General features: G+C 59.5%; 16 protein-coding genes and 1 riboswitch. Of the genes, 8 read left to right on the top strand and 8 right to left on the bottom strand.

Features of this window, described 5'->3' with window-relative positions; translation table 11 throughout:
- The 3 genes from CF137_RS22155 to CF137_RS01595 all read left to right on the top strand — a co-directional run.
- On the top strand, window positions 1–181 hold a 181-nt coding region (locus CF137_RS22155; protein WP_204787355.1), incomplete at its 5' end, for a hypothetical protein.
- 108 nt (window positions 182–289) lie between these two features.
- Window positions 290–742, top strand: a complete 453-nt coding sequence (locus CF137_RS01600; RefSeq protein ID WP_139717437.1) for an early set domain-containing protein — start codon at window positions 290–292, stop codon at window positions 740–742.
- Between the two features lie 398 nt (window positions 743–1,140).
- Entirely contained in the window at window positions 1,141–2,511 is a 1,371-nt protein-coding gene (locus CF137_RS01595) for a PhoH family protein (protein ID WP_101318019.1), read from the top strand.
- Between the two features lie 158 nt (window positions 2,512–2,669).
- Here the strand turns inward: CF137_RS01595 and thiQ are convergent, their stop codons facing one another.
- The 3 genes from thiQ to thiB form a co-directional block, all read right to left on the bottom strand.
- Window positions 2,670–3,380, bottom strand: a complete 711-nt coding sequence (thiQ, locus tag CF137_RS01590) for a thiamine ABC transporter ATP-binding protein (protein WP_139717435.1) — start codon at window positions 3,378–3,380, stop codon at window positions 2,670–2,672.
- Between the two features lie 81 nt (window positions 3,381–3,461).
- Entirely contained in the window at window positions 3,462–5,087 is a 1,626-nt protein-coding gene (gene thiP, locus CF137_RS01585; protein ID WP_139717459.1) for a thiamine/thiamine pyrophosphate ABC transporter permease, read from the bottom strand.
- Window positions 5,084–6,064 carry a thiamine ABC transporter substrate binding subunit gene (thiB, locus tag CF137_RS01580; RefSeq protein ID WP_139717433.1) on the bottom strand — a complete coding sequence of 327 codons (981 nt, stop codon included), beginning with the start codon at window positions 6,062–6,064 and terminating at the stop codon, window positions 5,084–5,086. Before thiB ends, thiP begins: the two co-directional genes overlap by 4 nt.
- Before the next feature lie 60 nt (window positions 6,065–6,124).
- A riboswitch (TPP riboswitch) is annotated at window positions 6,125–6,215 on the bottom strand.
- 89 nt (window positions 6,216–6,304) lie between these two features.
- Between thiB and CF137_RS01575 the strand changes: the two genes are divergently transcribed.
- Window positions 6,305–6,595, top strand: a complete 291-nt coding sequence (locus tag CF137_RS01575; RefSeq protein ID WP_042018611.1) for a PilZ domain-containing protein — start codon at window positions 6,305–6,307, stop codon at window positions 6,593–6,595.
- 59 nt (window positions 6,596–6,654) lie between these two features.
- Here the strand turns inward: CF137_RS01575 and CF137_RS01570 are convergent, their stop codons facing one another.
- From CF137_RS01570 to leuA, 5 genes are all read right to left on the bottom strand, one after another.
- Complete coding sequence (locus tag CF137_RS01570; protein WP_139717457.1) at window positions 6,655–7,584, bottom strand: transglutaminase domain-containing protein; 930 nt, start codon at window positions 7,582–7,584, stop codon at window positions 6,655–6,657.
- 117 nt (window positions 7,585–7,701) lie between these two features.
- Window positions 7,702–8,301 (bottom strand): 3-isopropylmalate dehydratase small subunit, encoded by a 600-nt coding sequence (gene leuD, locus CF137_RS01565; RefSeq protein WP_139717431.1) that lies wholly within the window; start codon window positions 8,299–8,301, stop codon window positions 7,702–7,704.
- A 16-nt stretch (window positions 8,302–8,317) separates the two neighbouring features.
- A complete protein-coding gene (gene leuC, locus CF137_RS01560) occupies window positions 8,318–9,715 on the bottom strand; it encodes a 3-isopropylmalate dehydratase large subunit (RefSeq protein WP_101323726.1) in 1,398 nt (465 codons plus the stop codon).
- Between the two features lie 48 nt (window positions 9,716–9,763).
- Window positions 9,764–10,849, bottom strand: a complete 1,086-nt coding sequence (gene leuB / locus CF137_RS01555; RefSeq protein ID WP_139717428.1) for a 3-isopropylmalate dehydrogenase — start codon at window positions 10,847–10,849, stop codon at window positions 9,764–9,766.
- 119 nt (window positions 10,850–10,968) lie between these two features.
- Window positions 10,969–12,531 carry a 2-isopropylmalate synthase gene (gene leuA, locus CF137_RS01550; RefSeq protein ID WP_139717426.1) on the bottom strand — a complete coding sequence of 521 codons (1,563 nt, stop codon included), beginning with the start codon at window positions 12,529–12,531 and terminating at the stop codon, window positions 10,969–10,971.
- 408 nt (window positions 12,532–12,939) lie between these two features.
- On the opposite strand from leuA, the gene CF137_RS01545 reads away from it, so the two are divergent.
- The 4 genes from CF137_RS01545 to CF137_RS22050 all read left to right on the top strand — a co-directional run bounded on the left by CF137_RS01545 (window position 12,940) and on the right by CF137_RS22050 (window position 15,485).
- Window positions 12,940–13,560 (top strand): TetR/AcrR family transcriptional regulator, encoded by a 621-nt coding sequence (locus CF137_RS01545; protein ID WP_101318036.1) that lies wholly within the window; start codon window positions 12,940–12,942, stop codon window positions 13,558–13,560.
- 125 nt (window positions 13,561–13,685) lie between these two features.
- Window positions 13,686–14,189: a phosphatase PAP2 family protein gene (locus CF137_RS01540; protein ID WP_139717423.1), complete on the top strand. Its 504-nt coding sequence runs from the start codon at window positions 13,686–13,688 to the stop codon at window positions 14,187–14,189.
- On the top strand, window positions 14,186–15,295 hold the full coding sequence (locus CF137_RS01535) for an MJ1255/VC2487 family glycosyltransferase (RefSeq protein ID WP_139717420.1): 1,110 nt from the start codon (window positions 14,186–14,188) through the stop codon (window positions 15,293–15,295). Before CF137_RS01540 ends, CF137_RS01535 begins: the two co-directional genes overlap by 4 nt.
- Window positions 15,296–15,332: 37 nt before the next feature.
- Window positions 15,333–15,485: a hypothetical protein gene (locus tag CF137_RS22050; protein WP_098972262.1), complete on the top strand. Its 153-nt coding sequence runs from the start codon at window positions 15,333–15,335 to the stop codon at window positions 15,483–15,485.
- Window positions 15,486–15,567: the final 82 nt, after the last annotated feature.

The raw sequence follows: 15,567 nt of genomic DNA, 5'->3' as shown, positions 1-15,567 counted from the left end.
GGACACTGCCAGGCACCCAATACAAGAAACCCCGCTCGATGAGCGGGGTTTTTTATTGGCTGCCATTCAGCAAGTTGCCCAAATATTGACCTTTTATGCCCTTTTCTCTGTCGTTTTCTCTGTTTTTCCTATGCCATTTCCTGTTCAATTGTTACTCATTGGTTCAATGGGTTGGATATAAAAAACACAGAATGTGATGCCTCTACCTTTCTTGTGATGCCTGCTCTGGTTTAATTCTTCAGTCCACATTGATGGACCAAGGAATCACAATAATTTAAGGAATAGACCCATGTTCAAAAGAACAGTAACGATGATGCTGGCGGCGGGAACCCTGGTATTAGGTGGTTGCACATCCAATGGTGGTGCGGAGCAGGCTGCGGCAGACAACAGCGACTTCGGTGGCAAGTCCATCTACCTGCGCGGGGAGATGAACGACTGGATGGCGACCGATGAGAGCAAGGTCATCAAGGTCGCTGACAAGCTCTACATGGCCAAAGGGACGCTCAAGAAAGAGTGGGCACCCTACAAGTTCAAGTTTGCTGACTCGGGCTGGAGCTGCGGTAGTAACTTTGGCTACAAGAGCCCGAGTGATGGTGTCGCCGTATTGGGTGGTGAGGCGGTGCCGGTCAATCCCTGCTCCAAGTATGAGGATATGAAGTTCTCGCCGGATAGCGATGGTGTCTACGAGTTCTATCTGAATATGGCGGGTGAAACACCGACCGTCTACGTCAAGAAGCCCTGATCTATCTCTGAGTATTCATTCGTTCAGTCAATGAATTAGTTAAGTGCCCTGGTTCGGAGATCTGCTGATCGTGGCTTTGCGACCAATGCTGGGCTCTGCTATCAGTGCCACAGCAAGGGGGGCTGGTGCTCAATGGTTGCTGCACAGCCTCAGCTGCAGCGCCTCCCAGAGTGGCTGGCAGGTGTGTTTAACTCATTGAGCGAAAGCAAAAAGACCGGTCTGTGTACCGGTCTTTTTATTGCTGTTTTTATGGGCAATCAAAACGTTCGGTCAAGTGATTTGTTGCGTGATAGTAAAATCGGGCGTAGCGTTGAGGGTAATAAAACTGTCACGGCCGTGTGGTTTCAATGACATCTGAGATTCACACACGTGGCCCTTCAGTGCCAAGGAGAATGCTTATGGACAATACGGACCGAAAGCTGTTTATCCTGGATACCAACGTTCTGCTTCACGAACCCCTCGCTATCTACTCCTTCAAAGAGCACGACGTGCTTATCCCCATGACTGTGCTGGAAGAGCTCGATAACATCAAGGATCGCAACAAGGATGTCAGCCGCGACGCGCGGGTGGCCATTCGTGCGCTGGAAGATGTGTTCCGCGATGCGACCCCGGAGCAGATCACCCAGGGCGTTCCGCTGGCTGGCGAAGCGAGCGGCAATATCTGTATCTTCAGTGACCACCATCTGCCTCAGGATGCCGAGGTGTTCACCGACAAGGAAGCTGACAACCGCATCATCAACGCTGCCCTCTATCTGCAAAAGCATGAGATGAAACGCCAGGTGGTGCTGGTCACCAAAGATATCAACATGCGCCTCAAGGCCAAAGGGGCTGGGCTTGCCCGTGTTGAAGATTATCGCAGCGACCAGCTGATCGACGATATCCGCCTGTTGGCCAAAGGCTTTCAGGTGGTGCCGGGCAGCTTCTGGGAGCGGGTCGGCGAGTGTGAGAGCGAGACCCATGGCCGAGATACCATTCATGTGATCGACGACAACCTGCTGGAAGGCATTCACGTCAATCAGTACCTGATCGACGAGGAGAACTTCTTTGCCGCTCGGGTGCTTAGCCACGAAGGCAACAAGATCCGCATCAAGGATCTGGGGCGCGAGCGGCTGATGTCCCGCAAGGCGTGGGGTGTACATCCCAAGAACGTCTATCAGGGGATGGCGCTGGATGCACTGCTCGATCCGCACATCGATCTGGTGATCCTGACCGGCCCGGCGGGTTGCGGCAAGACCTTACTGGCGATGGCGGCAGCGCTGGAGCTGGTGATTGAGAAGGGCATTTACGAGAAAGTGATCGTCACCCGGAATACCCCGGAAATTGCCGAGAGCATCGGTTTCCTGCCCGGCACCGAAGAGGAGAAGATGATGCCTTGGCTGGCGGCGGTGACCGACACCCTGGAGGTGCTGCACAAGCAAGACGAGAACATGAGTGGCTCGCTCAGCTACATCATGGAGAAGGCCAACATCCAGTTCAAATCGGTCAACTTCATGCGCGGGCGCAGTATCCAGAACACCTTCGTGCTGCTGGATGAGTGCCAGAACCTGACCGCGTCCCAGATCAAGACCATCATCACCCGTTGCGGTGAGGGAACCAAGATAGTCTGCTCCGGTAACTTGGCCCAGATCGACTCCAACTATTTGAGTCCGGTGACTTCCGGTCTCACCTATATCGTTGAGCGTTTCAAGGACTTCGACGGCAGTGCCAACATCTTCCTCAACGGCGTGGTGCGCAGCCGACTGGCTTCGTTCGCCGAGGAGAACCTCTGATTTAACTTGAAATCGTGATATGAGAAAGGGGAAGCCAATCGGCTTCCCCTTTTTTGATCCCGCTGCTGACCTTGTGGCTGAGGGTTATTGGCCCAGATAGCGCCGCAGTCCTGAGCATCCTCCGGCATGATAGGGGAGGCCATCAGCTTGTTAGCCATTCACTGTGGTGCTAGAGCGCGACCCAGGTAGCGCAACAACCCGGGATTATCGCTGTTTTGCAGAATGTCGGGTTTGCCTTGCAGGGCGATGCGCCCCTCATCGACGAACAGCACCTGATCGGCGATGAGCTGGGCGTCTTCCGGGTTATGGGAGACCATCAACACGGTAATGCCCTGCTCGCAGGCGAGGCGGGCCACTTCGGCCAGCATCTCCCGGCGCAAGGCGGGATCGAGGGCCGAGAAGGGCTCATCCAGTAGCAGCAATGGCTTGCCCCGCACCAGCGCCCGGGCCAGCCCGACTCGCTGCTGCTGGCCGCCGGAGAGCTGCTCAGGCAGGCGGCTTAGCATCTCGCCAAGACCAACCCGCCTGGCCGCATCGATCACCTGTGCCCGCTGGGCGGCACTCAGGCGCAGGCCCGGGTGCAAACCGATGGCGATATTGTCGAACACCGACAGATGGAGGAACAGGTTGTGATCCTGAAACAGGGTGGTAACCGGTCGCTCGGCCGGGCCCAGCGGCAGCAGATCTTCACCATCGAAACTGAGGCGGCCTGATTCCACCGGCACGAAGCCGGCGATCATCCCGAGCAGGGTCGACTTTCCTGCGCCGCTTGGGCCGATCAGCGCGGTGATCTCTCCCTTGGGCAGGGTCGCGCTGAAGCTGACGCGCCAGTCGGGGTAGCTGGTCACCAGTTCATCAATGTTCAGCATGTTTTCCTCCTCAAAGGGCCTGTTCCACTAGCCAGAACAGCCGCAGAAACGCTAGCGCAGGGGCGCAAGGCTTTTTGTAGCTCAATGATGCTCGCCATTTTTTCCTCCTAGCCCCCGCTCCACCAGCCAGAACAGGGAGAAACAGAGTGTGAGCAGCAGCAGAGCGGTGGCGGCTGCCTCGGTCAATCGATAGCTGCCGAGCTGTTGGTAGAGCAGCCAAGGCAGGGTGGTGAGCTCCTGACTGCCAAACATGGCGATGGCGCCGAGATCCCCCAGCGAGAGGATCATCGACAGCGCCATCGCCAGTGCCAGCGGGCGGCGCAACAGTGGCCACTCCACCAGTTGCAGGCGATGAAGGCCGCGCACCCCCAGACTGTCGGCCAGTCGATCATATTGGCGAACCACCAGCTGCATGGGGGCAGAGAGAGTGCGCAGCACATAGGGCAGCGCCATCAGGGCGTTTACCAGCACCACCAGCCAGGGACCGAGGGCAAAGACATCGGTGAACGGCATAAACAGGATGAAGAGGCCGGTGGAGAGCACCACAGCCGGGATCATCAGGATCATCGAGCCGCTGGCCTCCCAGAGGGCCGCAGCTCGCCGCTGGCGGGTGCGCACCTTGAGGTGGCGGCTGGTCAGCAGCAGGCCGCTACCGAGCAGGGTCGCCAGGGTGCCTGCCGCCAGCGCAATCAGCAGCGACTGGCCGCTGGCCTGCCACAGCTTGCTTGAGCTGAGCGCCGTCAGCAGGCCGGGGTGAAGACCGGCCACTACTATGGCCAGCAGGGGCGGCAGGAAGATGGCGAGCCCGATGCAGAGCGAGAGAGCATCCACCATGGCCGTGCCCGGCTGGTGGCGATCCGGTCGCAAGCAGGGGCGGCGCGGTGTTACCCGACTGGCCGGGGTGCTCTGCAGCTTGTGCTGCAAGGCGAGCAGGGCAGCGGTCAGGATCAGCTGCACCAGCGCCAGTCCGCCCGCGGTGGCGAGATCGAAGTCAAAGCGCAGCGCCTGATAGACCGCCACCTCCAGCGTGGTGGATTTCGGCCCGCCCCCCAGCGCCAGCACTGTGGTGAAGCTGGTGAAACAGAGCATGAAGATGAGGCTGGCCAGTCCCGGCAATATGCCGCGAATGAGCGGCCACTCCAGCAGCCGGAAGATATGGGATGAGCACATGCCTAGCTGGCTGGCGAGGCGCCAGCTCGATTCGGGGATGCTCTCTATGCTCTGCAGCATCAGGCGGGCCGCCAGCGGCATGTTGAAGAAGACGTGGGCTAGCAGGATGCCAAACAGGCCGTAGAGGTAGTTGCCGGGATCCAGCCCAAGTGAGCGCAGCAGTTGCGGCAGCCACCCCTGTTTGCCGTGTACCGCCACGATACCGAAGATGGCGATGATGACCGGCAGCACCAGCGAGAGGCCAAACAGCTTGATCAGCAGGGTGCGGCCAATGAAGCGGCGCCGCGCCAGCGCACGAGCTACCGGAATGGCCAGCCCGAGGCTCAGCAGGGTGGAGAGCAGTGCCTGCCCCAGACTGAAGCCCAGCACGTGACGCAGATAAGGATCTGCGAGCAGGGTGCGGGGCGCCAGCGAACCGGCTTGCCACAACAGGGCCGCGAGCGGCCCGAGGGACAACAACAGGATCAACAGGGTGGCTGCGCTGCCCGGCAGCCACCAGAGGGGACGAGTCTGTAGTTTCAGGGAGTGACGGCTCACTGGGTGACGGCTTGCAGCCACTCGCGGATCCACCCTTTGCGATTGGCGGCCACCTCATCAGCGCTGAAGGCCAGCGGTTTGCTGACGGTGATCATCTGCTCGAAGCCCTTGGGTAGTTGGGTATCGATGACCGGATACATCCAGTTGCCGGTAGGGATCTCGTTCTGGAAGGCGGGGCTCACCATGAATTGCAGGAACTGATCGGCCAGCTTGCCCTGAGTGGCACTGTTCAGCTTGGCGGCCACTTCCACCTGACGGTAGTGACCCTCCTCGAAGGCTGCTGCCTGATACTGGGGCTTGTTTTCGCCAATCAGGTGGTAAGCGGGGGAGGTGGTGTAGGAGAGCACCATGTCCGCCTCGCCATCGAGGAACATGCCATAGGCTTCTGACCACCCCTTGGTAACGGTGACCGTTTTCTTGGCAAGTTCGGCCCAGGCGGCGGGCACCTTGTCGCCATAAACGGACTTCATCCACAGCATCAGCCCCTGTCCCGGGGTGGAGGTGCGGGGATCCTGATAGATCACCTTAAGGTCGGGCCGCTCCACCAGCTCTTTCAGACTCTTGGGTGGCTGCTTGAGCTTCTCCTTGTCATAAACAAAGGCGAAGTAGCCGTAGTCGTAGGGGACGAAGGTCTTATCCTGCCAGCCCCCCGGTACCTTGATACCGTCGAGCTTGGTGGGATGGGGGGCGAACAGGCCGCTCTGCTTGGCTTCGCTGATGAGCGCATCGTCGAGCCCCAGTACCAGATCGGCCTTGCTGTGTTTGCCCTCCAGCCGCAGCCGGTTGAGGATGGCCACGCCATCTTCGAGGGAAACCAGATTGAGGGTGCAGCCGCACTCTTTCTCGAAGGCTTGTTTGATCTTGGGCCCTGGGCCCCACTCGGCAGTGAAGGAGCTGTAGGTGTAGACGGTGAGGGTATCGGCGGCGAACACATTGGCCGACAGCAGGCCGGTGGTGACCAGCAGCAGGGTTTTCATTGGTGGCACTCCCTATTACTTGTTAATAATGAGGTGCCAGCGGGTGAGAGCGCAAAAAATGAGCGCCATGCCTCAAATTCCTCCGCCAGCATTATCTGGATCAGGTATACGGGTATAATCTCAGCGGTAAACCGCACCCCGTTTGAGAAACGAACCGCATTGTATTAACGTTCTTTTGGGTAGACCAGCACAATTGTGCAATACCCATGAGATGACGCCCACCTAACAGAGGATGTTCGCGTGCTTACCAATACCAAGGAAAGGCGTGCCTTTGCGCGCATGGTTATCAATGCTCCGGTCACTGTCTATCAGCAACAGCAGGTGCTGGAGGGAGTCTGCCGGGATCTCAGTGCCAACGGCATGGGGATTGCGGTATCTGAACACCAGCTCGACATCAATCTGCCGATCCGGGTTAGCCTGGCCACGCACAACAACCTGCTGCCCCCTTTCGAGGCGCAGGCCCGCATCATTCGGGTGCTGGACGAGGATGATGGCTTGCTGTTGGCGATAGAGTTTTTACCCGTGGCTTGAGCTAGCGATCTAATCAATCGGTCGTCATGGGTCACAGTGTGAGCCTGAGATAGACAGGCTCACTTGTTGGCTTTAAGCGGTTGCACACTGATTTGTTTACTATCGACCAGCGTTTTGCTGGTCGATGCTATTTGGCCGGCTGGCAAGGTGGCGGGGCCTGTGGGCTCGAGCAGTAAATAGGATTGCCCTTGCCAGTTGATGGTGGCATCCCCCGGTTTGGCGGGCAAGTCAACGGCCAGCAAGGCATGGCCGGGGACGAATACCATGGCCTGTTTCAGCTCGGGAAAGAGTTGGGCCAGCATGGCGGCCATCAGGGCCACCTTGCTGTCGCAATCGCCCCGATTCTGTTCCAACACCTGGCGAGGAGCGAGAAACCCCTTGCCCTGCCGTCCATTGAGATTATCCAACTGCTGGTAGGGGATGCTCTGGATAAAGGTCAGCATATGGGCCACGGTTTTCTGGCGCGCTTCCGTCTCGGTGCTGCCCTGCTGCTTGAGTTGACTCGCCAGCGGTGCCAAGGTGCTGCGACTCTCCAGCGCAATGCGCGGATGATCTTGCTTGACCGCCAGTTGTCCGTCAGGGGTTGTGAAGTACTGAAAGTAATGCTCGGTCAGCCACGCCAGCTCCTCTTTGCTGCGCTGTGATTCCAGCCAGGCCATCGCTTCGCGCGCTTTATCCTGATTGCGGCTTTTCAGATGCAGCTCCAGCGTGGGGCGGGTGAGGGTGAACTGCACCTCGGGATAGTTCTGGCGCACCTCCCGCAGCAATACCTGCAACACTTCCTCCTGCATCCTGGCGGGGCGATAGGCGATAAGCGGCGGCAGCTTGCCCTGTTCCAGCCGGTAAGTAAGCTGCTGGGGCTTGCCTTCGCTATCCTGCCAGCCGACGTTGATCTGACCGAGGCTGTTGTTGAAGCTGGTTTGGCTGGCGCCCGCAGGCAGGGTTAGCAGCAGGGCACAGAGTAGAGGGATTGCCGTCGGTCTCTTCATCATCCTTTCCTGTGGCACGGGCCAGTTCCGGTGGCCCAAAGTGGGAAGCGTAGCGGACAGTAAAACAGGGAGCCGAAGCTCCCTGTTGATTCTACTCGTTTTTTTGCAACTGGCGCGTTAAATCCAGCTTGGCTGCTTCGCCTCAAAGGTACTGATGGCTGCTTCGTGCTGCAGGGTCAGGCCGATGGCGTCCAGCCCGTTGAGCAGGCAGTAGCGGCGGAACTCGTCGATCTCGAAACCGAAGCTGAGCTCACCGGCGCGCACCTGATTGGCTTCCAAATCCACTTCAATTTGGATGCCCGGCTTGGTGGCAACCAGCTGGAACAGGGCGTTGATCTCCTCCTCCTTCAGGCGTACCGGCACCATGCCGTTGTTGATGGCATTGCCGTAGAAAATGTCGGCAAAGCTAGGGGCAATGATGGTCTTGAAGCCGTAGTCGGCCAGCGCCCAGGGGGCGTGCTCGCGGCTCGAACCACAGCCGAAGTTCTCGCGGGCCAGCAGGATGCTGGCACCGGCGAACTGCGATTGGTTGAGCACAAACTCGGGGTTGGGCTGTTGGCCCGCATCGTCGAGGAAGCGCCAGTCGTGGAACAGGTGCTTGCCAAAACCGATGCGGTTTACCTTCTGCAAAAACTGCTTGGGAATGATGGCGTCGGTGTCGACGTTGGCGCTGTCGAGGGGGACGACGATCCCTTTGTGTTGCTTGAAGCCTGTCATCTTGTTCTCCTCGTAATTACAGCGCACGAATGTCGGCGAAGCGGCCGGTGACGGCGGCAGCGGCAGCCATGGCCGGGCTCACCAGATGGGTGCGGCCAGCGCGGCCCTGACGCCCTTCGAAGTTGCGGTTGCTGGTGGAGGCGCAGCGCTCCCCCGGTTGCAGCCGGTCGTTGTTCATGGCGAGACACATGGAGCAGCCGGGCAGGCGCCACTCAAAGCCTGCCTCGATGAAGATCTTGTCGAGCCCCTCGGCTTCGGCCTGCGCCTTCACCTGCTCGGAGCCCGGCACCACCAGCGCTTGTACGCCAGCTGCCACCTTGCGACCACGGGCGATGGCGGCGGCAGCGCGCAGATCCTCGATGCGGCTGTTGGTGCACGACCCGATAAACACCTTGTCGATGGCGACATCGGAGAGCTTCTGGCCCGGTTGCAAATCCATGTAGGCCAGCGCCTTGCGGGCGGACTGCTGCTCCATCAGATCGCTGAAGGATTCCGGTGCCGGAATCGGTTCATTGACGGCAATCACCTGCCCCGGGTTGGTGCCCCAGGTGACCTGCGGGGCGATATCGGCAGCGTCCAGCACTACTTCGGCATCGAAGTGGGCACCTTCGTCGCTCTTGAGGCTCTGCCAGTAGGCGATGGCCTGCTCCAGCGCTTCGGCCTTGGGGGCAAACTCCTTGCCACGGATGTAGTCGATGGTGGTCTGGTCGGGGGCAATCATCCCCGCCTTGGCACCCAGTTCGATGGCCATGTTGCACACCGTCATCCGCCCTTCCATGGAGAGGCTCGCAATGGCCTCTCCCGCGAACTCCACCACGTAGCCGGTACCACCGGCATGGCCGACCCGGCCGATGATGGCCAGCACCACGTCCTTGGCGCTGATGCCTTCGGCCAGCTTGCCGTTGACCGAAATACGCATGGTGTTGGCGCGGCCCTGTTTCAGGGTCTGGGTGGCCATCACATGTTCCACTTCCGAGGTGCCGATGCCAAACGCCAGCGAGCCGAAGGCGCCATGGGTGGCAGTGTGGGAGTCGCCGCAGACGATGGTGGTGCCGGGCAGGGTAATGCCGAGCTCGGGGCCCATCACATGGACGATCCCCTGATATTTGTGGTTCAGATCGTAGAGGCGAACCCCGAACTCTTTGCAATTGTCGGCGAGCGTCTCCATCTGGATGCGGGCCATCTCGCCGGAGGCGGCGATGTCCTTGCTGGTGGTGGAGACGTTGTGATCCATGGTGGCCCAGGTCAGATCCGGGCGGCGCAGCGGACGGTTCATGGCGCGCAGGCCGTCGAATGCCTGCGGGCTGGTCACTTCATGCACCAGATGGCGGTCGATGTAGATAAGGGGGGTTTCCCCTGCCACTTCCCGTACCACATGGGCGTCGAATACTTTTTGATAAAGGGTCTTGGCCATTGCTTCTCTCTTCCTTGTTATGTGGCTCAGAGTTATCTGTTATGTGGCTCAGATCCGGGCGGCGATCTGGCTGCCCATCTCGGACGTGCTCTGCACCGGATGGCGGGCGCTGGCCTGATGCAGGTCGGCGGTGAAGTAACCCTCGGCCAGGCTCTGGGCCACGGCCTGCTCGATGGCCTGGGCGGCAGCTTCCTGGCCCAGGCTATAGCGCAGCATCAGGGCGGCAGAGAGGATCTGGGCGATGGGGTTGGCGATCCCTTTTCCGGCGATATCGGGAGCTGAACCACCGGCCGGTTCGAACAGGCCGAAACCCGACTCGTTGAGGCTGGCAGAGGGGAGCAGCCCCATGGAGCCGGTGATCATGGCGCATTCGTCGGAGAGGATGTCACCGAACAGGTTGGAGCAGAGCAGCACGTCGAACTGGGAGGGATCCTTGATGAGCTGCATGGTGGCGTTGTCGATGTACATGTGGTTCAGCGCCACGTCCGGGTAGGATTTGGCAACCTGAGTCACCACCTCGCGCCACAGAATGGAGGAGGCGAGCACGTTGGCCTTGTCGATGGAGGTGACCTTGGCTTTGCGCACCCGGGCCGACTCAAAGGCAATCTTGGCGATGCGCTCGATCTCGAAGCGATGGTACACCTCGGTGTCGAACGCCTTCTCGTTCGCCCCTTCGCCCTCTCGCCCCTTGGGCTGGCCGAAGTAGATGCCGCCGGTCAGCTCGCGCACGCAGGCGATGTCGAAGCCGCGATCGGAGATGTCGGCGCGCAGCGGGGAGAACTGCTCCAGACCGGTGTAGATGCGGGCAGGACGCAGGTTGCAGAACAGCTTGAAGTGGGCGCGCAGGGGCAGCAGGGCGCCGCGCTCCGGCTGGTCGTTGGGTGGCAGATGCTCCCACTTGGGGCCGCCGACCGAGCCAAACAGCACGGCGTCGGCCGCTTCGCAGCCTTTGATGGTGCTTTGCGGCAGCGGGGTGCCGTGGTTGTCGATGGCGATGCCGCCCACGTCGTGGCGATCATATTTGAAGGCGAAGCCGAACTTGGCCTGCACCTTTTCCAGCACCTTGACGGCCTCGGCCATCACTTCCGGGCCAATGCCGTCACCCGGCAATACTGCGATCCGATAACTGCTCATACACTCTCCATCCTGATATTGTCTTTGAGATCCCTCTGTCCGGTTTCCCCGACGCTGCGCGCGGTTGCCGGTTCAGACGCTCCCCGTCCTGATGTTGTCATTCCATGTCGTCTGTGTGGTCAGACGGTTTCTGATTTGATGCCGTTATTGCGTTCCATCTGCTCGGCCACCTGATCGGCGCGCCAGATGCTGTTGATCACATGGAGCAGGGCATGGGCCGAGGATTCGATGATGTCGGTGGCCAACCCCATGCCGTGGAATTTGCGGCCTTTGTATTCGGCGACAATATCGACCTGACCGAGGGCATCTTCCCCCTCGCCCTTGGCTTTGAGGGCGTACTTGTCGATGCGGATCTGGTAGCCGGTAATGCGGTTGATGCACTGGTAGACAGCATCCACCGGGCCATTGCCGGTGGCCGCTTCACACACCAGATCCTGCCCCACCTTTAATTTGACCGAGGCGGTTGCCAGCACTGAGCTGCCGCTCTGCACCCCGAGGTATTCGAGCTTGAAGTGCTCTGGCTCTTCGTGGATCTGGCTGAAGAAAGCCAGTGCTTCGAGGTCGTAGTCGAACACCTGTCCTTTTTTGTCGGCCAGTGTCAGGAACTTGCCGTAGAGGTGGTCAAGGTCGTAGCTGCTCTCGGCATAACCCATGGACTCCATCCGGTGCTTGATGACGTGGCGGCCGGAGCGGGAGGTCATGTTGAGGTTGTTCTGGGTCAGGCCAATGCTCTCGGGGGTGATGATTTCGTAGGTGTTTTTCGCCTTGAGCACCCCATCCTGATGGATGCCGGAGCTGTGGGAGAAGGCGTTGGCGCCGACGATCGCCTTGTTGGGCTGCACCGGCATGTTGCACAACTGGCTGACCAGCGTGCTGGTGCGATGAATTTCGTTGTGGCGGATGTTGGTATGCAGCCCGAGCAGATCTGCGCGGGTCTTCAGGATCATCGCCACCTCTTCCAGCGAGCAGTTACCCGCCCGTTCGCCGATGCCGTTGATGGTGCACTCGATCTGGCGGGCCCCCATCTGCACCGCGCCGATGGAGTTGGCCACCGAGAGCCCCAGATCGTCGTGGCAGTGCACCGAAATGATGGCCTTGTCGATGTTGGGCACCCGATTGAACAGGGTGTGGATGATGCCGGAGAATTCGGTCGGCACCGTGTAGCCCACGGTATCGGGGATATTGATGGTGCGGGCGCCCGCCTTGATGGCGGCCTCGACCATGCGGCAGAGGTTGTCAATTGGCGTGCGGCCCGCATCCTCGCAGGAGAACTCCACATCGTCGGTGTAGCGCAGGGCGTGTTTGATGGCGCTGGTGCCCATCTCCAGTACATCCTCGAAGCTCTTTTTCAGCTTGCTCTCCACATGGATGGAGGAGGTGGAGATAAAGGTGTGGATACGAAAGGCGTCGGCGACCCGCAAGGCTTCACCGGCGGCATCGATATCCTTGGGCAGGGCGCGGGCGAGGGCGCAAACCCGGCTATTTTTGATGTGGCGGGCGATGGTCTGCACCGATTGAAAATCGCCGGGAGAGGAGACCGGGAAGCCCACTTCCATGACATCGACACCGAGCCGCTCCAGTGCCAGTGCGATCTGCAGCTTCTCCTTGACTGTCAAACTGGCCGCCAGGGCCTGCTCACCATCGCGCAAGGTGGTGTCGAATATGATGACCCTATCTGACATGTGACTTCCCTCTTCCTAAGTTCGGTAACGTGCATCCTGCTGCGGCATAAAAAAACCCGTGCAGGGTGCACGGGTTTTTGTAAATTCCGGCTATGCCTTAGCCCGGCTACAAGGATCCCGCGCGAGTTAACGCGATTAGGGAAAGTAGTAGTAGCGGGGTGGCGATATGCATGACGTTGTTATTCCTTCCAGTCGATAACGCTTTTACCAATATCGAGATTTTTATGCTGTGTCAACCTGAATTGTCAGGAGCAATCTGCTGAGATATTTAATCGGATTGTAAAGGACTGCAAATTTCCTTGTTCCATATTCGGCCTATGACCGATTATCTGGTCATTCCTGCTGTGCTCGATTATTTGCACAACCAGATCGACTTATCAGCATTGACTGCATTATCTGAGGTGTTTCATGGAAAAACGTAGACCTGGTCGTCCGGTCGGACGTTCTGACATTCGTGACAAGTTGCTTGCTGCTGCCCGTGAGCGTTTTCTCAATACTCCCTATAGCAAGGTGACTACCCGCGAAATAGCGGAGCTGGCTGGCTCGAATCTGGCCATGATCCACTACTACTTCGGCAGTAAAGAGGGTCTTTACAAAGCTGTGCTGGGCGATGTGGCCGAGCCGCTTGATCACGCCTGGCAAGATGAGCAGAGCAATCACAGCATCAATGAGATGCTCAATACTTACTATCAGGTGATGGCGCCCAACAGCGAGCTGACTTCCGCTATCTCCAGTGCATTGTCTAGTGAGAAGAGTCCTGGTCGGGATTTTGTGCTGAATCGCCTGCTGGAACGTCAGCTGCCGCAGTTCGACGCCCTGCTGGAAACCATGAAGTCCAACGGCGAGCTGGCTGATAACCTGGATCCCGAGATGCTGAAGATCTCCTTCCTCAGCATGATGTGGCAGCCGTTCGTGATGAAAGATCTCTACGAGCAGGTGTTCGGCCTCAAGGTTGATGAGAATTTCATGACCCGTCTGGCGGATCACAACTGCCGTATGATGGAGACCGGTCTGCGCGGCAGCCACTGATCCCGTTGTCAGTCGAGATTAAAAAGGGCCATTCGGCCCTTTTTTCATAAATCTGTTATCCCCCGTTCAACGGAACGTCATCCCTCGGCTGCATGCTGCCAAGAGATTTCAGGGACGGAGGGGTTATGAACAAGATCCAACAATGGGACCAGCAGGTATGCAGGGTCTGCCTGCTTCACGCCTACAACCGGCCGCAGGCGAGGGTCAGCCGCCTTGTCTCCCGTACCGGTGATGGCCCGCTTTACGCTGTGCTGGCCGCCCTGCTCTGGTGGCAGGGGGAGGCAGAACGGGAACTGGTGCAGCTGGCTCTGCTCGCTTTTGCCATTGAGTTACCCCTCTATCTGCTGCTGAAAAACAGCTTGAAACGGCAACGGCCAGTCGGTTTGCCGGTCTTTATCACCCCTTCTGATCGCTACAGTCTCCCCTCTGGCCATACCGCCGCCGCCTTTCTGATGGCCACCATACTGGCCAGCGGCTTTCCGCTCTGGGCGCCCCTGCTGTTTGGCTGGGCGGCGCTGGTGGGGGCATCGCGGCTGCTGCTCGGGGTCCACTACCTTAGCGATCTGGTGGCGGGGGCCTTGCTGGGTGGCGGTTGCGCCGTGTTGGCGCTCGGCTGGAGCCATCCATGAGGATACTGTTTGGCGTGCAAGGCACCGGTAACGGCCATATCAGCCGCAGTCGCACCCTGGCACGGGCGCTACGCACGGCCGGAGTCGAGGTGGACTATCTCTTCAGCGGCCGCCCTGCCGACCGCTATTTCGATATGGATGAGTTCGGCGCCTACCGCGCCTTTGCCGGGCTCACCTTTGTCAGTCACGAGGGGCGGGTCTCGCCGTGGCGCACCCTGCAGGCTGCGTCGCCACTCACCTTCTGGCGGGATCTGCGGGCTCTCGACTGCAGCGAATACGATCTGGTGGTGAGCGATTTTGAGCCATTGACCGCCCACGCTGCCCGCCGCTATGGCAAGCCAAGTCTTACCATCAGCCATCAAGCCAGTTTCAACTGGCCGATCCCGCGCTGGGGGGCGGATGGTGTCAGTCGTCAGCTGATGCGCCACTTTGCCCCGGTGGATCAACCGCTCGGGCTGCACTGGTTTCACTTCGGCCACCCTTTGTTGCCGCCGGTGATCGACCCCATCGCCCCTGCGCCGGATAACGGCGAGATCCTGGTCTATCTGCCGTTCGAGCAGACCGAGGCGATCGCCGCCCTGTTGTCGCGCTTCGGTCAGCAGCGCTTCGTCTGTTTTCACCCCGCCATCCGCACTTCCAGCCAGTGGCGCAACCTGCGCTTCGAGCCGCCGTCGCGGCAGGGGTTTATCTCTGTGTTGGCCGGTTGTCGCGGCGTCATCTCCAACGCGGGCTTCGAGCTCGCCTCCGAGGCACTCACTCTCGGCAAGAAGCTGCTGGTCAAACCCCTTGGCGGTCAGTTTGAGCAACTGACCAACGGCAAGACCCTCGAGATGATGGGGCTGGCGACCCTGATGGACTGCCTTGATGCCAATCTGGTGCGCGGCTGGCTCGACAGCCCTTCGCCGGGGGCGATCAGCTACCCCGATGTGGCAGGGGAGCTGGCCCGCTGGCTGGCGGCCGGTGCCGATGAGAGCGTGGCGTCGCTGTCACGTCGGCTCTGGGCCCGCACCCTGTTTCCGGAGGAGGTGAGTGATCGCTTGAGCGAGCTGGATGGCGGGGACTGTTTATCCAGTTGCTGGTTATCGCAAGTGAGCGTTGTTGACTAGACTGAAAGGCGATCCCACCAAGGAGAGGACGGAACAAATGCGCTTTACCAATGAGAATGGCGAAACCATGACGCTGGCAGATAATCTGACTCTGCACGAGCTGCTGGATATGGGCGTCAGCATTTCGGTCAGTGAAGAGACAGATCCGGATCAGCAGATCTGGCTGGCTGAGCCGGATCAGGACAACTAAGTCAAGCTTCTGCTATAAAGCCCACCGCTGACTGGTGGGCTTTTTTGTGGCCGCTGTTCCCCTCGGCGGGATGATTTGCTGG

This window comes from Aeromonas sobria (genome assembly GCF_006243315.1).
In the GTDB taxonomy this organism is placed as follows: Bacteria; Pseudomonadota; Gammaproteobacteria; order Enterobacterales; family Aeromonadaceae; genus Aeromonas; species Aeromonas sobria_A.
The sequence above is the reverse complement of the archived record's forward strand: the minus strand, read 5'-3'. Positions and strand labels throughout refer to the sequence as shown.

Coding starts and splice junctions, on each gene's coding strand:
- CF137_RS01600 (WP_139717437.1), top strand. CDS start 290: ATGTTCAAAAGAACAGTAACGATGATGCTGGCGGCGGGAACCCTGGTA.
- CF137_RS01595 (WP_101318019.1), top strand. CDS start 1,141: ATGGACAATACGGACCGAAAGCTGTTTATCCTGGATACCAACGTTCTG.
- thiQ (WP_139717435.1), bottom strand. CDS start 3,380: ATGCTGAACATTGATGAACTGGTGACCAGCTACCCCGACTGGCGCGTC.
- thiB (WP_139717433.1), bottom strand. CDS start 6,064: ATGAAAACCCTGCTGCTGGTCACCACCGGCCTGCTGTCGGCCAATGTG.
- CF137_RS01570 (WP_139717457.1), bottom strand. CDS start 7,584: ATGAAGAGACCGACGGCAATCCCTCTACTCTGTGCCCTGCTGCTAACC.
- leuD (WP_139717431.1), bottom strand. CDS start 8,301: ATGACAGGCTTCAAGCAACACAAAGGGATCGTCGTCCCCCTCGACAGC.
- leuC (WP_101323726.1), bottom strand. CDS start 9,715: ATGGCCAAGACCCTTTATCAAAAAGTATTCGACGCCCATGTGGTACGG.
- leuB (WP_139717428.1), bottom strand. CDS start 10,849: ATGAGCAGTTATCGGATCGCAGTATTGCCGGGTGACGGCATTGGCCCG.
- leuA (WP_139717426.1), bottom strand. CDS start 12,531: ATGTCAGATAGGGTCATCATATTCGACACCACCTTGCGCGATGGTGAG.
- CF137_RS01545 (WP_101318036.1), top strand. CDS start 12,940: ATGGAAAAACGTAGACCTGGTCGTCCGGTCGGACGTTCTGACATTCGT.
- CF137_RS01540 (WP_139717423.1), top strand. CDS start 13,686: ATGAACAAGATCCAACAATGGGACCAGCAGGTATGCAGGGTCTGCCTG.
- CF137_RS01535 (WP_139717420.1), top strand. CDS start 14,186: ATGAGGATACTGTTTGGCGTGCAAGGCACCGGTAACGGCCATATCAGC.
- CF137_RS22050 (WP_098972262.1), top strand. CDS start 15,333: ATGCGCTTTACCAATGAGAATGGCGAAACCATGACGCTGGCAGATAAT.